This window comes from Streptomyces sp. NBC_00012 (assembly GCF_045040875.1).
Classification (GTDB): domain Bacteria; phylum Actinomycetota; class Actinomycetes; order Streptomycetales; family Streptomycetaceae; genus Streptomyces.
Window position 1 is genome coordinate 3,172,498 of sequence record NZ_CP108309.1, and the last position, 14,289, is coordinate 3,186,786.

Annotated in this window: 13 protein-coding genes; 2 read left to right on the top strand and 11 right to left on the bottom strand. The window is 71.5% G+C overall.

Annotated features, from left to right (window positions below):
- Window positions 1–47 precede the first annotated feature (47 nt).
- Complete coding sequence (locus OHA19_RS14430; protein ID WP_405716399.1) at window positions 48–737, top strand: NUDIX domain-containing protein; 690 nt, start codon at window positions 48–50, stop codon at window positions 735–737.
- Window positions 738–758: 21 nt separating this feature from the next.
- Here the strand turns inward: OHA19_RS14430 and OHA19_RS14435 are convergent, their stop codons facing one another.
- The 8 genes from OHA19_RS14435 to OHA19_RS14470 form a co-directional block, all read right to left on the bottom strand.
- Window positions 759–1,370 carry a response regulator gene (locus OHA19_RS14435; protein ID WP_405716398.1) on the bottom strand — a complete coding sequence of 204 codons (612 nt, stop codon included), beginning with the start codon at window positions 1,368–1,370 and terminating at the stop codon, window positions 759–761.
- A complete protein-coding gene (locus OHA19_RS14440) occupies window positions 1,367–2,551 on the bottom strand; it encodes a sensor histidine kinase (protein ID WP_405750406.1) in 1,185 nt (394 codons plus the stop codon). Before OHA19_RS14440 ends, OHA19_RS14435 begins: the two co-directional genes overlap by 4 nt.
- A complete protein-coding gene (locus tag OHA19_RS14445) occupies window positions 2,548–3,303 on the bottom strand; it encodes an ABC transporter permease (RefSeq protein WP_405750409.1) in 756 nt (251 codons plus the stop codon). The genes OHA19_RS14440 and OHA19_RS14445 overlap by 4 nt, the downstream gene beginning before the upstream one ends.
- Window positions 3,297–4,235, bottom strand: a complete 939-nt coding sequence (locus OHA19_RS14450) for an ABC transporter ATP-binding protein (RefSeq protein ID WP_405750411.1) — start codon at window positions 4,233–4,235, stop codon at window positions 3,297–3,299. Before OHA19_RS14450 ends, OHA19_RS14445 begins: the two co-directional genes overlap by 7 nt.
- Before the next feature lie 196 nt (window positions 4,236–4,431).
- A complete protein-coding gene (locus OHA19_RS14455; RefSeq protein ID WP_405750413.1) occupies window positions 4,432–6,345 on the bottom strand; it encodes a peptidoglycan binding domain-containing protein in 1,914 nt (637 codons plus the stop codon).
- Window positions 6,346–6,927: 582 nt separating this feature from the next.
- Window positions 6,928–7,374: a DUF6113 family protein gene (locus OHA19_RS14460; protein WP_405716391.1), complete on the bottom strand. Its 447-nt coding sequence runs from the start codon at window positions 7,372–7,374 to the stop codon at window positions 6,928–6,930.
- Complete coding sequence (mshB, locus tag OHA19_RS14465) at window positions 7,371–8,270, bottom strand: N-acetyl-1-D-myo-inositol-2-amino-2-deoxy-alpha-D-glucopyranoside deacetylase (protein ID WP_405750416.1); 900 nt, start codon at window positions 8,268–8,270, stop codon at window positions 7,371–7,373. The genes OHA19_RS14460 and mshB overlap by 4 nt, the downstream gene beginning before the upstream one ends.
- Window positions 8,271–8,349: 79 nt before the next feature.
- On the bottom strand, window positions 8,350–8,544 hold the full coding sequence (locus OHA19_RS14470) for a hypothetical protein (RefSeq protein WP_093896879.1): 195 nt from the start codon (window positions 8,542–8,544) through the stop codon (window positions 8,350–8,352).
- A gap of 165 nt (window positions 8,545–8,709) precedes the next feature.
- Here OHA19_RS14470 and OHA19_RS14475 point away from each other — a divergent pair, with 165 nt between their 5' ends.
- Window positions 8,710–10,842: a prolyl oligopeptidase family serine peptidase gene (locus OHA19_RS14475; RefSeq protein WP_405750418.1), complete on the top strand. Its 2,133-nt coding sequence runs from the start codon at window positions 8,710–8,712 to the stop codon at window positions 10,840–10,842.
- Between the two features lie 16 nt (window positions 10,843–10,858).
- On the opposite strand, the gene OHA19_RS14480 is transcribed toward OHA19_RS14475, so the two are convergent.
- From OHA19_RS14480 to OHA19_RS14490, 3 genes are all read right to left on the bottom strand, one after another.
- A complete protein-coding gene (locus tag OHA19_RS14480; protein ID WP_405750420.1) occupies window positions 10,859–11,860 on the bottom strand; it encodes a hypothetical protein in 1,002 nt (333 codons plus the stop codon).
- 195 nt (window positions 11,861–12,055) lie between these two features.
- The gene (locus OHA19_RS14485) at window positions 12,056–13,318 is read right to left on the bottom strand and encodes an ABC transporter ATP-binding protein (protein ID WP_405750423.1); all 1,263 of its coding nucleotides are present in this window, start codon (window positions 13,316–13,318) and stop codon (window positions 12,056–12,058) included.
- Window positions 13,308–14,285, bottom strand: coding sequence for an ABC transporter ATP-binding protein (locus OHA19_RS14490; RefSeq protein ID WP_351260990.1), 978 nt, complete (start codon window positions 14,283–14,285; stop codon window positions 13,308–13,310). Before OHA19_RS14490 ends, OHA19_RS14485 begins: the two co-directional genes overlap by 11 nt.
- Window positions 14,286–14,289 lie beyond the last annotated feature (4 nt).

Sequence of the window (14,289 nt, forward strand, 5' to 3'; positions counted from 1 at the left end):
ACAGTCTCTCCTGTTCTTGCACGTTTCTGCGTGTACTGTAGCGCGCCATGACCGACAAGCCGAACGCCCGCCCCGGCATCGAGGCGCCCGACCACCGCGGCCGCACCGGCCTGGACCGCGCCGGGCGTGACCTGGACCGCAACCCCGACGTCGTGGTCCGCGACGTGGAACTCACCTCCCGGGGCTGGCACGTACTGCGCCGCACCACCTTCGACTACCGGCGTCGCGACGGACGCTGGGACACCCAGCAGCGCGAGACCTACGACCGCGGCAACGGCGCGGTCGTCCTGCCCTACGACACCGAGCGCGGCCGGGTGCTGCTCACCCGCCAGTTCCGCTACCCGGCCTACGTCAACGACCACCCGGACGGCATGCTCGTCGAGGCCGCGGCCGGGCTGCTCGACGGCGACGACCCGCTCGCCGCGATCCGCCGCGAGAGCGCCGAGGAACTCGGCGTGGCACTCGGCGCGATCACCCACGTCCTGGACGCCTACATGAGCCCCGGCTCGGTCACCGAGCGCCTGCACTTCTTCGCGGCCCCCTACACCCCGGCCGACCGCACCGGAAACGGCGGCGGTCTCGAGGAGGACGGCGAGGACATCGAGGTGCTCGAACTGCCCTTCACCGAGGCGCTGTCCATGATCCGCGACGGACGCATCGCCGACGGCAAGACCGTCCTGCTCCTGCAATGGGCCGCCCTGGACGGCCCCTTCTCCCCCGCGGCGAGCACCGGCTGACGCCGCCTGCCCGCCCGCCGGCTACAGCCAGCCCTTCTCGCGGGCGATGCGGACCGCCTCCGCCCGGTTGCGGGCCGCCATCTTCTGGATCGCCATGGAGAGGTAGTTGCGGACCGTCCCCTGCGAGAGGTGGAGGGCGGCCGCGATCTCCGCGTTGGTGGAGCCGTCCGCCGCCGTGCGCAGTACGTCGCGTTCGCGGTCGGTGAGGGGGCTCGCCCCGTCGGCGAGGGCCGCTGCCGCGAGGGTGGGGTCGATGACGCGTTCGCCGGCGAGCACCTTGCGTACCGCCTCGGCCAGTTGGGCGGCCGGGGCGTCCTTCACCAGGAAGGCGTCGGCGCCCGACTCCATCGCCCGGCGCAGATAGCCGGGGCGGCCGAAGGTGGTGACGACGACGATCTTCACGGCCGGGAGTTCGCGGTGCAGGGCGGCCGCCGCGTCGATGCCCGTCATGCCCGGCATCTCGATGTCCAGGAGCGCCACGTCGATGTCGTGTTCGTGGGCGGCGGCCAGCACCTCGTCCCCGCGGGCGACCTGGGCCACCACCTCGATGTCGGGTTCCAGGCCGAGGAGAGCCGCGAGCGCCTCGCGCACCATGGACTGGTCCTCGGCCAGGAGAAGTCTGATCATGCTCATTCCGTGGATCCTAGGCCGGAATCCAGCGGAACGCTCAAGGTCAGGGTGAAGCCTTTGCCGGAACCGGAGGCGGCGTCACCGGCCGAGGTCCGCAGCGTGCCGTCCACCGTGGCGAGGCGTTCACCGATGCCGGTGAGGCCGTTGCCCGGCTTCGTGCCCGAGGGGCCGACGCCGTCGTCGGAGACGGTGAGTTCGAGGAGTCTGCCGTCCAGGGTCTGGCGCCGGACGAGGGTGACCGTGCAGCGGCGGGCCCCGCTGTGCCGTACGACGTTGGTGACGGCTTCCCGCAGTGCCCAGGCGAGCACCTCCTCCGGCTTCCCGGGGAGGTCGTCGGGGGCCTCGGCCGGGATGTCGGCGGTGATGCCCGCGGCGGCCAGCGCCGTGCGGGCGCCCGCGAGTTCGCCGGGGAGGGTCGGGCGGCGATAGCCGGTGACCGCGCCGCGTACGTCGATCAGGGCCTGGCGGCTGACCTGTTCGATGTCCGCGACCTGGGCGGCCGCCTGTTCCGGGTGGTCCGGGAGCATCCGGCCGGCCAGCTCGCTCTTGAGCGTGATCAGGGAGAGCGAGTGGCCGAGCAGGTCGTGCAGATCGCGGGCGAGCCTGAGCCGTTCCTCGTTGGCGGCGAGCTGGGCGACGGTGGCGCGGGCCTCGCGCAGCTCGATCGTCGTACGGATCAGCTGCCGTACGCCGGTCATCGAGAAGCCGCCGAGCAGCGCGGGGAAGATAAGCGCGCTGATGATCTCGCGGGGGTGGTCGCCGGTCAGGCCGACCGCGACCAGGACCGACGTGACGACGGGGATCAGCCAACGGGCCGTCCGCAGCGGCAGGGTGGCGCCGACGGAGACCGCCACGTACACGAAGAGGACCAGCCACGGGGTGCCGAGCGTCAGGGTGAGGATGACGGAGAGGGCGCCGAGGAAGGCGATCGTGGAATGGACGAGACGGCGGTCCAGGGGCTTGGCCGTGTGGCGGAAGACCAGGAGCAGGTAGGCCCCGACGAAGGTCAGCAGGCCGAACGTGCCGAGCACCGTCGCCCAGGGGGTGTGGTTGCCGTCGGCCAGGTCCTTGACCGGGGCGCTCATGAACGCGAGCCAGATACCGACCCAGAACAGCTTGATCCAGACCTGCTTGCGGTTGGTGGGCGGGCGCCCGACGCCCACGGACGTCTCGTCGTCGTTCACGCCTTCAGGCTGTCCTTCCGGTAGAGCCAGGCAGCGCCGCCCGCGAAGACCAGGAAGTAGGCGCAGAGGATGGCGACGTCCTTGGCATGCGGCGATCCGCCCATCTCGATCGCCTGGCCGAGAGAAGCGTACGCGTGTGTGGGCAGCCACTCGGAGATGTTCTGGAGCCACTGCGGGAAGGTCGCGCTGGGCATCCACAGGCCGCCGAGGATGGAGAGCCCGAAGTAGATGATCATGGTGAGCGGGCGGACCGCGTCCCCGCTGGCGAGGTAGCCGATGGCGACGCCGAGCGCCGCGAAGACCAGCGAACCGGCCCAGATGACCCCGGCCAGCGCGAACCACTGCCAGGTCTCGACCCGTACGTGCTTGACGGCGGCGGCGACCAGGAAGACCACCACGATGCAGGGCAGGGTGACCGTCGCCGCGCTGGCGATCTTCGCCAGGATGTAGCCGCGGCTGGGCAGTGCGGTCAGCCGCAGCTGGCGGACCCAGCCCTTCTCGCGCTCCTTGGCGATCCGTTCGCTGTTGCCCATGAGGACGGCGGTCAGCGCCCCGAAGGAGGCCATCGAGACCATGAAGAAGGCCTGGAAGGTGAGCTCGGTGTGCGGGATCCGATCGGTGGTGTTCTGGGTGCCGGAGATGAGGAGGTAGATCACCGAGGGGTAGATGACCGAGAAGAACATGTACTTCTTGTTCCGCAGGGTGCGGGTGACTTCGAGCTTGATCAGAGCCCAAGAAAAGAAACTCAGCATGCGTTCCTGGCCTCCTCGGCCTCGGTGATGGCGACGAAGGCCTGCTCCAGGCCGAGTCCGGCGACTTCGAGTTCGCGCGGGTAGAGGCCCAGTCCGTACACGGCGTGGACGGTCGCGTCGGCGTCGTGCGACTGGATCCGGACCCGGTTGCCGGTGATGTCGAGCGCGGCGAGGAACGGCAGGCCGCGCAGTGCCGCTTCGTCGACCGGTCCCTGAAGCTCGAAGGAGATCCGGCGGGCCCCGGCCTTCGCCTTGATCTCGGCGGCGGTGCCGTCGGCGAGCAGCCGGCCCTTGTGGAGGACGAGGACGCGGTCGGCGATCGCGTCGGCCTCTTCGAGGTAGTGGGTGGCGAACAGGACGGTACGGCCCTGCTCGGCCTGCTCACGCATGGTGGCCCAGAAGGCCTGCCGGGCGGTGACGTCCATGCCGGTGGTCGGCTCGTCGAGGACGATCAGGTCGTTGGCACCGGCGGTGGCCAGCGCGAAGCGGACGCGCTGCTCCTGGCCGCCGGAGAGCTTGTTGACCATCCGGTCGGCGATCTGCGCGATACCGGCGCGGGACAGCACCTCCGCCACCGGGAACGGCCTGGGGTGCAGGTCGCAGGCGAGGCCGACCAGTTCCTTGACCGTGACGTCCTCCATCAGGCCGCCGGTCTGGAGCATCGCGCCGACCCGCCCCGCGGCGATGGCGTTCTGCGGGGTCGTGTCGAACACCCGGACCGAACCGGAGTCGGCGGTGCGCAGGCCCAGCAGCAGATCAAGGGTGGAGGACTTCCCGGCGCCGTTGGGGCCGAGGAGGGCCACGGTCTCGCCGGGGTGCAGGTCCAGGGTGAGCCCGTCGACGGCACGTACCGCTCCGTATGCCTTGCTGACCTGATCGAAGCGGACCGCGGCGGTCCTCGCCCCGGTGGCCTCGGCGGTTGTCGTTGTCATGCGTCAAGCGTGGCGGAGGAGGGGGTGGCCGCGGCAGGGCCGCGGGTCGTGGAAACGGAATGACAGATGTCATGCCGTGCGCATGACTCCACCGCCGGGGGCGGGGCCCGGGGGTGTGGTCCGGATACGGCGCCGCCCCCGGCCGGGGGTCCGGTCGGGGGCGGGCGTGTGCGGTGCGGTTCGCCGGGGCCTGCGGTCAGCCGTTGCCGCCGAGGTCGATGACGACGGTCCGCTCGGCGGGGCTCTTGCCGAGCAGTGCGCTCTGCATGGCGTGTGCCACGTCGTCCGCGCCGAGCTGGTGCTTCTTGCCGTCACCCTTGGTGATCATGATGCCGTCGAAGACGCCGTCGCAGAGGGTGTCGATGGCCTTCTTGTCGTAGTGCTCCACCAGCCGGCCCTTGACCGGCACCATCGAGAGGATCTGCGGCAGCGACTTGGCCGGGCCGAACTGGATCTCCTTGGCGCCCGCCTTGATGGTGACCAGACCGGACATCGCGGGCTTCGCGAACTCCTTCATCGCCCGGTCCAGTTCGGCCTGGGTGATGGTGGGTTCGCTGGTGGTGACGGGCAGTTGGACGACCTTTGTCCGGCCGGTCTGCACCTGGGCGCGGTACGCGTCGCGCACCGAGGTCATCGACTGGTTGACGTCCAGCGCCTTGCCCGACTTCCCGGGTACGGCGACGGCCTTGCCGGGCTCGAACTTGATCGTGCCGTCGTTGGCCGAGCCCGAGACACCGGCCAGGTCCGTCAGCGCGACGCCGAGCTTCTCCTTGTCGACCGGGATCACCGGGTCGACGGCGCGCTTGCCGCCGAAGAGCGAGCCGATGACGGAGACCGGGTTGTAGTCGCTGCCCGCCGCCGAGCGCACGGTCTCCTGGCTGTCCAGGGCGAGCCCGGCCTTGTCCGGCGCGAGCTCGGTCTTCTTGCCGTCCACGGACAGCTGGAGCGGGGTCACGGCACGCTTGCCGAGGGCGGCGTCCAGCTTGGTGACGGCCTCTTCCTTCGTGCCGCCGCCGATGTCGACACCGAGGACGGTGGTGCCCTTGGGTACGTCGGAGTGGTTCATCAGCAGCCCGGCGCCGTACGCGACACCGACCAGCGCGACGACTCCGGCACCGAGGAGGACCAGCTTGGAGCGGCCCTGCTTCTTCACGGGCGCGGGCGCCGGCTCGGGACGCGGGGCGGGCGACGCGGCGGCGGGACCGCCGGGTCCGGCCGGTCCGGTGCCCATCGGGTCGTCCGGGACACGGGTCGCCGCTTCGGGGCCGCCGGCCCCGGGCGTGCCCGGGAACAGGGACGGCGCCGCCCGGCGCTCCGGCGGAACGACGGGGATGCCGCTGGTGAGCGTGTCACCGGAGACGTTGCCGCCGGGACCGGGAGGGGCCGGGGCCGCGAACTGCGGCGTGAGCACCGCGGTGTCGTCGGACATCCGCGGCGGGCCGCCGGGGGCACCGGGCCCCTGCGGGCCTGCGGGACCACCCGAACCCACCGGGCCGGGACCCGAACCCATGGGACCGGAACCGGAACCGGCGCCGGAACCCATCGGGCCGGAACCCATGGGGCCCTGGCCGCCCGGTCCGCCGAGGTTCGGCGTGAGGGACGAAGTCCCGGTGACCGGGCCCGTGGTGGGTCCGGCGGGGCCGGGGGTACGTACGCCGAGGTTCGGCGTCGGACGCGAGCCGCCGGACGCGGGCCCGCCGGTCCCGAACTCGTCGGGGCGGGGCGCGCCCTGGTCCCCGCTGCTCTGCGGACCGTCCGAGAAGTACGGCAGATCGGCGCGGGGCGGCGTGGGCGCGGCACCTCCGATGCCTTCGGCACCACCGGCGGTACCGCCACCGGACGCACCGCCGACCGGCGCACCGCCACCGGCGACCGAGGTGTTCGCGGGGGTCTTGCGCGGGGCGAACCAGTCGCTGCCGCTCTTCTCCCTGGCCGGCTTCTCGGCAGCCGGGTCCGCGCTCGCGGAACCGGTCCGCGCCTCGGCGGCCGACGCGGCGTCGGACGCGCCCGGCGCGCGGTCCGTCGCGGGCGAACCGGGGCGCGGAATGCTGCCGGTGCGCTCGGCGTCGGCATCGTCGCGCTGTTCGGCGTCGCCCATGGGCGTACGCATGACGACAGGCGGGATGGGGCGCGATCCCGGAATGTTGATCCGGATACGCGTCGTCAGCGTCGTCTCGGTCCTCGGCTCCTCGGACTGAGACGGGTCCGCAGGTTCCGGGGCCCCCTCCGGGGCATCCTGCGAAGGGTGCAGCGACGGATACTGGCGGGATCCGTACGGCGGCGTCCCCGAGGGGTACGCGGCTCCTCCGTGCCCCTGGGGCCCGGAGGACGAACTGTCAGTTTCACGACTCAAAGCAGGTTCTCCCGATTGGCTCCGCCGCCCGTACTTCCCCCATGCCGCAGGCCAGGGGACGCCCAGGAAGGTACTGGAGATCTTGGCCGGATCGGGGAGCGGCGCCTGGCGCGTGCAGCTGCAAGGCGCCGGAGCGTCCTCATAGCGGAGCTATTAGGGCGTTTCGGTAACGCCGCAGATGTGCGTGCCAGGCGTCGCGAGCCCGGCCAAGATCTTCAGCACCCGACTAGGCGCGCGAACCACCATACTGGCCGCCGCCGACGCACACCCCGCGACCGGGGGAAACGGCCGCGCGGACACCGGACGGAGAGGGGGCGTCACGGGATCGGACGTGGCACATTACTTGCCAGGTCGGCCGCTGTCGGCGCCCTGTTGGGGCGACCGCGACATGGTGGCACAGATCACAGCGACGGCCATCCCGCCCAGCATGAAAAGAGTGAGGCCCAGTTCGTCTCCGAAGACATAGTCGCCCTCCGGACGTCCGCCCAGCAGAACGACGATCGAAATCAGCCATCCCGCGGCGGGGGCCAGGGCGCCGAGCTGGGTGCCGAAGACCAGACGTCCACCGTGGAAGAGCCCGGCGGCGGCCAGCAGCGCGAGCAGCAAACCGGCGGGGAACCAGGCGGCTTGGACGAGCGCCCCGGCGATCCCGACGAGCGCGCCCAGCACGGCGAGGCCCACATAGGCGGCGATCCGCCCGGGGTTGAGGGGCGCGGCGAGGCCGGTGGGCGCGCCGCCCCCGGCGGCGTTCGTGGGGCGCGGCGCGCGCTGCTTGCCGCCGCTCATCGCTCCGCTCCCGCCACGCCCGCGAACAGGTCGTCCTCCCGGACGCCTCGGGGGGCTCCGGATTCGCCGCGCACCAACTCGTAGTACTCGGTGGTGAAGACGGGCTGGCCGAGGTCGTTGGAGAGGGCGAAGAATGGGCCGTCCACGGCGATCTGGGTGGCGTGGGCCCGCATCGCGGCGCTCTTGGCGGCGGCGTGGGCCGAGCCGTCGATCCGCGCGGTGATCGTGGAATCGTCGACCACGCCCGGTACGTCGTCGATGGCGGCGATGGCGGGGAAGGCGTCCGGTGCCGCCTCCCGGAGGCGGGCGAAGCCCTCCTCGGCGACCGTGCGGGGCACCCGGTTCCAGTAGATCTTGGCGATGGTGTGCGGGGCACCGGACCCGGTGCGGTACCCGGGGTCGGCGGCGAGCTCCGCGGCGCGCATCGCGACGCGGTGGGCCTGGATGTGGTCGGGGTGTCCGTAGCCGCCGTCGGGGTCGTAGGTGACCAGGACCTGGGGTCGCACCGAGCGGATCACCTCCACGAGGTGTCCGGCGGCGTCGTCCACGTCGGCGGCCCAGAAGGCTCCCGGGCGGTGGTTCTGTTCGGCGCCCATCATTCCGGAGTCGCGGAAGCGTCCGGGGCCACCCAGGAGCCGGTGGTCGGTGACCCCCAGCTCCTTCATCGCCGCGCCGAGCTCGCCCCGGCGGTACGGGCCCAGGGTGTCGTCCCGGTCGGCCGCGAGATGGGCGAGGGAGGGCGGGATGACCTCGCCCTCCTCTCCGAGTGTGCAGGTCACCAGGGTGACCTGGGCACCTTCGGCCGCGTACTTGGCCATGGTGGCGCCGTTGTTGATCGACTCGTCGTCGGGGTGCGCGTGCACCAGGAGGAGGCGCCGGGCGGGATGGTCCGTCATGGGGACCACCCTACGAGCCGGGCGCACCGATCACCGCCCGCGTCACCGCCCCGCGCTCCGACCGCCGACGAGCCGGTCCTCAGAACTTGAGGCTTCCGATCATGCCCGCCACGTTCGTGGTCAGGTTCGAGATGCTCGGCGCGATCGACGAGCTGGCGAGATAGAAACCGAGCAGTGCGCAGACCACCGCATGTCCGCCCTTCAGTCCGGATTTCCGGATCAGCAGGAAGACGACGATCGCCAGCAGCACCACCGCCGAAATCGAGAGTGCCACGGCGGTTCACCTCCATCAGTACGGTCGGGACGGGCAGCACACATGGAGCCAGCAGGTTCATACCCACCGAGCGCTACGGATCATAACTATCCGTCCTAACGCATTGATCGGGGCACAGCAGCACGAGGGGCGCACGACCGGGCGGTCGGGGACTAGGTTCGGTGCATGACTTCGCAGAAGATCTCCTTTCCCCGTCAGCACGCCAGGACGATGCGATTCACTCTCGGCGCCCCTCGGTCGTTCACCGTCTCACCCGACGGGGAGCGGGTGATCTTCCTTCGTTCGGGCTCCGGTACGGACCGTTCCGGCCAGTTGTGGGTGCTCGACCTGCCCGAGGGCGGATCGCCCGAGGAGCGCGTGGTTGCCGATCCCCGGGCCCTGCTGGGGGGTTCGGCGGAGCGGCTGTCGGCGCAGGAGCGGGCCCGGCGCGAGCGCAGCCGCGAGGGGTCCTCGGGGATCGTCGGCTACGCGGTCGACGCGGCGGCCGAGTTGGCCGCCTTCGCGCTCTCCGGGAAGGTGTACGTCGCCGAACTGCGGGCGGGTACGGCCCGCGCGCTGCCGGTGCCGGGCCCGGTGATCGACCCCCGGCCGTCACCGGACGGACGACACATCGCATATGTGTCCAAGGGTGCTCTGCACGTCGTGGGCGCGGAGGGCGACGGCGGCCGGGCGCTCGCCGAGCCCGACGGGGACGACGTCTCGTACGGTCTCGCGGAGTTCATCGCGGCCGAGGAGATGCAGCGGTCGCGCGGCTTCTGGTGGTCGCCGGATTCGGACCGGCTGCTGGTCGCCCGGGTCGACAACAGCCCCGTGCAGCGTTGGTGGATCGCGGATCCCGCGCACCCGGACCGCAGGCCCGCCGAGGTGGCCTACCCGGCGGCGGGGACGCCCAACGCCGATGTGCGGCTCTTCGTGCTGGGCCTGGACGGCGCCCGTACCGAAGTGGCGTGGGACCGGGCGCGCCACCCCTATCTGGCGCAGGTGCACTGGTCGTCGGACGGGGCGCCGCTGCTGCTGGTGCAGTCCCGCGACCAGCGCAGTCACCTCTTCCTCGCGGTGGACCCGGAGACCGGCTCGACGCGGACGGTGCATGCCGACGAGGACCCGGTATGGCTGGAAATCTTCCCCGGTGTGCCCGCCTGGGCGCCGGACGGCCGGCTGGTGCGGATCGCGGACGAGGGCGGGGCGCGGGTGCTCGCGGTCGGCGACCGGCTGCTGACCGGAGCGCAGCTGCAGCTCCAGGCGGTGCTGGACATCGGTGAGTCGGACATCCTGGTGTCGGCCTCGGCCGGTGAGGAGGCGGCCGCGCCGGAGCTCGGCGAGACCCACGTCTACCGGGTCAACGAACTGGGCGTAGAACGAGTGTCCGAGGGGGCCGGGCTGCACTCGGCGGTCCGCGCGGGCGGGGTCACGGTGCTGGTCACCCACTCCCTCGACCGGCCGGGGGCCCGGGTCGAGGTGGTCCGGGACGGCAAGCGGATCGCGACCGTGGCGAGCCACGCGCAGGAGCCGGTTCTCTCCGCCCGGGTGCACCTCACCGAGGGGGGCGCACGGCGAATTCCGTGCGCCGTTCTCCTCCCCGAGGGGTACAAGGAGTCGGACGGTCCGCTTCCGGTACTGATGGATCCGTACGGTGGACCGCACGGCCGCCGGGTGGTCGCCGCGCACAATCCGCATCTGACGTCGCAGTGGTTCGCGAACCAGGGCTTCGCCGTCGTGGTCGCGGACGGCCGGGGCACGCCGGGGCGTTCGCCGGGCTGGGAGAAGGCGGTCAAGAACAACCTGGTGCTCTCCATGGACGACCAGGTCGAGGCGTTGCACGCGCTCGCGGACCGGTTCCCGCTGGACCTCGGGAAGGTCGCGATCCGCGGCTGGTCGTTCGGCGGATATCTGGCGGCCCTGGCCGTGACCCGCCGGCCCGATGTCTTCCACGCGGCGGTGGTCGGCGCCCCGGTGACCGACCAGCGGCTGTACGACACCCACTACACCGAGCGCTATCTCGGCGACCCGGCGAAGCAGCCCGAGGTGTACGCGCACAACTCCGTGATCACCGACGAGGGGCTCTCGGAGGCCGCCGAGCAGGTGCGGCCGACGATGATCGTCCATGGCCTCGCCGACGACAACGTGGTGGTCGCGCACTCGCTCAGGTTCTCGTCGGCACTGCTCTCGGCCGGGCGCCCGCACGAGGTGCTGCCGCTCAGCGGGGTGACGCACATGACCCCGCAGGAGCAGGTGGCGGAGAATCTGCTGCTGCTCCAGGTCGACTTCCTGAAGCGGTCGTTGGGGCTGCTGGGCTGATCGGTCGCCCTTCCCGTCACCAGCCGGGCGGCGGCTGGGACGGGGGCGGCGGTCCGAAGACGTCGGGGCGCGGATAGCCGTACCCCTGCCCGTAGCCCGGGTCGGGCAGCGGCGGGGGTGCGGCCGGGCCCGGCAGGGACAGCGCCAGCAGCACCACGGCACCGGCGAACACCTCGAAGAACCCGGTCGCCACGGTGAGCATGCCCTCGACCGGCAGATCGGCGAAGTGCTCCAGCAGATCCTCGTGCACCGACCGGGCCACGCCCACCCCTCCGCCGCCCAGCAGCAGCGCGGCGGCGATCAGGCCGAACGGCCGCGCGTGCACGGCGCGGAACAGCGCGCTCGCCGCCGCGAACAGGCAGAGCAGCGCCAGGACGGCCGTGAACCAGCCGGGCGGCGGGTCGGTCAGTACCTGGAAGATCCGGTCCCCGCCCAGGAACCAGTCGGGGTAGATGGAGGGGATCCGCACCGCCTGGCGGATCTCCCAGGCGATCGTGACCGCTCCCGCCGTGCCGAGACAGAGGAAGGAGATCACCCCGGCACCCAGCCCCGGCCGGGCCGGGACGCCTTCGGAGGAGTCGTGCGGTGCCCGGCGGCCGGCCGCCGCGGTGATGACCAGCGCGATGCCCGCCGCGAGCGACGCGAAGGCGCAGAGCAGGGCGCGGGTGCGGATGTCGTCGGCGAACCGGCCGTCCATCCGGGGCTCGCCGATGTTCCAGAGTCCGGGCAGCCGTACCACGAGCGTGAGCACGCCGGTGGCGACCAGCGTGGCGCCGGCCACCGAGGACCGCAGGGACGCCACGGCCGCGGCGACGTACACCACGAACAGCACCACGTCGTACGGCGAAGTCGCCGGCCTCAGCGACATCCGCGCGTCGCGATAGCTGGCCCAGTAGTGCCACAAGTGCTCGATGCCGTCGGCCGCCCTGACGTCCCGTACGACCCAGCCCGCGACGATCAGCGCGAGCGCGGCGCAGAGAACGGCACCTGTGACCCTTGCCCCCCGAGTGAGTATCACCCGAGCGATACTTCACCGTCCCCGCCCGCCGGACAAGGGGTTCGTCGGCGTGGTGCGCCAACGGGCAACCGGTCGGGAGGACTTGACGGCCTCCCGACCGGTACACGGCACCCGCACGGCCGTACCCGGACATGCTGGCCGGTCCGTATATCGGACGTGGGACGCCCGGGTTGCCCACGCGTTAACGCGCCCGCGTCAGCCGGCCCGGGTGCTCCCGGACGGAGCCGGCCCGTTCTCCCCGTCCGCACCCTCCGAACCGTCCGCACCCTCCGAACCGTCCGCGCCCTCCGGCGGACCGTCCTCCACCACCGTCTCCCCCGGCGTCTCCAGCAGCCCCTCCGGCGGCACCACCTGCTTCTCCTCCGCGAAGTGGCAGGCCGAATCGTGCCCGGCCGGGGTGTCCGCCAGCCGGAAGACGGCCGGGACCGCCAGCAGCGGCACCTCGAGTTCGCACCGCTCCTGCGCCTTCCAGCACCGGGTGCGGAAACGGCAGCCGGAGGGCGGGTTGGCGGGAGAAGGGACGTCTCCGTGCAGGATGATCCGCTCCCGGTGCTCCCGGGCCGCCGGGTCCGGCACCGGGACCGCGGACAGCAGCGCCTGGGTGTACGGATGCGTGGGGTGGTCGTAGATCTGTTCGTCGGAGCCGATCTCGACGATCCGGCCCAGATACATCACCCCGACCCGGTCGGAGATGTGCCGGACGATCGACAGGTCGTGCGCGATGAAGACGTAAGCGAGCCCGAACTCCGCCTGGAGCCGGTCCAGCAGGTTGACGACCTGTGCCTGTACGGAGACGTCGAGGGCGGAGACGGGTTCGTCGGCGACGATGATCTCGGGGTTCAGGGCCAGACCGCGGGCGATGCCGATGCGCTGGCGCTGGCCGCCGGAGAACTGGTGCGGATAGCGGTTGATGTACTCCGGGTTGAGCCCGACGACGTCCAGCAGGTCCTGGACCTTGCGGCGCCGGTCCCCCTTCGGGGCCACCTCGGGGTGGATCTCGTACGGCTCCCCGATGATGTCGCCGACGGTCATGCGCGGATTGAGCGAGGTGTACGGGTCCTGGAACACCATCTGGATGTTGCGGCGCACGGCCTTCAGGGCCCGCCCCGACAGCTTGGTGATGTCCTCGCCCTTGTACCTGATCGCGCCGGCCGTCGGCTGTTCCAGATGCACCAGCATCTTGGCCACGGTCGACTTGCCGCAGCCGGACTCCCCCACGATGCCGAGCGTCTCGCCCGCCGCGAGGTCGAAGGAGACCCCGTCGACCGCCTTGACGGCGCCGATCTGCTTCTTGATCAGGATGCCCTGGGTCAGCGGGTAGTGCTTGACCAGGTCGCGGACCTCCAGGATGGGATCGCCGCCCGCCGCGGCGGACCCGGCTCGTGACTTGGCGAGCAGCGCCCGCGCCTTCTCGCCCTCCTCGCGCGCTTCCCTGCGCCCCGAGTGGTCAGCGTGCATCGAGCGTCTCCTTCCAGAAGTAGCAGGCGCTCTCACGGTGCTCGGCCACCTCGAACAGCGGCGGCACCTCGCCCCGGCAGATCTCCTGGGCCATCGGGCAGCGCGGGTTGAAGGCGCAGCCGGGCGGGATGTGCAGCAGGTTGGGCGGCAGGCCCTTGATCGCGTACAGCTCCCGGCCCTTCTGGTCCAGGCGCGGGATCGACCGGAGCAGGCCCTTGGTGTACGGGTGGGCGGGCGCCCGGTAGATCTCGTGGACCGGGGCGGATTCGACGATCCGGCCCGCGTACATCACGGCGATCTTGTCGGCGACGTCCGCGACCACGCCCAGGTCGTGGGTGATCAGGATCAGACCCATGTTCAGCTCGCGCTGGAGCTCGGCGAGCAGGTCCATCACCTGGGCCTGGACGGTCACGTCGAGGGCGGTGGTGGGTTCGTCCGCGATGATCAGCGAGGGTTCCAGCGCCATCGCCATGGCGATCATGATGCGCTGGCGCATGCCGCCGGAGAACTGGTGCGGGAAGTTCCCGACGCGTTCCTTCGCCGCCGGGATGCGGACCCGGTCCATCAGCTCGACGGCCTTCAGCTTCGCGTCCTTGTGGGACATCCCCCGGTGCACGACGAACATCTCGCCAAGCTGCTCCCCGACGCTGAGCACGGGGTTGAGGGAGGAGAGCGCGTCCTGGAAGATCATGGCCATCTCCTGGCCGCGGATCTTCCGGCGTTCGTCCTTCTTCATCTTCAGCAGGTCGCGGTCCTTGAAGAGGATCTCGCCGCCGCTGATCTTTCCCGGGGGCATGTCGAGGATGCCCATGATGGCCTGGGCGGTGACCGACTTGCCGGAGCCGGACTCGCCGAGGACGGCCAGCGTCTCGCCCTCGGCCACCGAGTAGTTGACCCCGTTGACGGCCTTGGCCACTCCGTCGCGGGTGTGGAACTCCACGTGCAGATCGCGCACTTCGAGCAACATGGCA

Excerpts from the sequence above, each read along its gene's own strand:
- OHA19_RS14430 (WP_405716399.1), top strand. The coding sequence starts at position 48 with ATGACCGACAAGCCGAACGCCCGCCCCGGCATCGAGGCGCCCGACCAC.
- OHA19_RS14435 (WP_405716398.1), bottom strand. The coding sequence starts at position 1,370 with ATGAGCATGATCAGACTTCTCCTGGCCGAGGACCAGTCCATGGTGCGC.
- OHA19_RS14445 (WP_405750409.1), bottom strand. The coding sequence starts at position 3,303 with ATGCTGAGTTTCTTTTCTTGGGCTCTGATCAAGCTCGAAGTCACCCGC.
- OHA19_RS14450 (WP_405750411.1), bottom strand. The coding sequence starts at position 4,235 with ATGACAACGACAACCGCCGAGGCCACCGGGGCGAGGACCGCCGCGGTC.
- OHA19_RS14455 (WP_405750413.1), bottom strand. The coding sequence starts at position 6,345 with ATGCGTACGCCCATGGGCGACGCCGAACAGCGCGACGATGCCGACGCC.
- OHA19_RS14460 (WP_405716391.1), bottom strand. The coding sequence starts at position 7,374 with ATGAGCGGCGGCAAGCAGCGCGCGCCGCGCCCCACGAACGCCGCCGGG.
- mshB (WP_405750416.1), bottom strand. The coding sequence starts at position 8,270 with ATGACGGACCATCCCGCCCGGCGCCTCCTCCTGGTGCACGCGCACCCC.
- OHA19_RS14475 (WP_405750418.1), top strand. The coding sequence starts at position 8,710 with ATGACTTCGCAGAAGATCTCCTTTCCCCGTCAGCACGCCAGGACGATG.
- OHA19_RS14485 (WP_405750423.1), bottom strand. The coding sequence starts at position 13,318 with ATGCACGCTGACCACTCGGGGCGCAGGGAAGCGCGCGAGGAGGGCGAG.
- OHA19_RS14490 (WP_351260990.1), bottom strand. The coding sequence starts at position 14,285 with ATGTTGCTCGAAGTGCGCGATCTGCACGTGGAGTTCCACACCCGCGAC.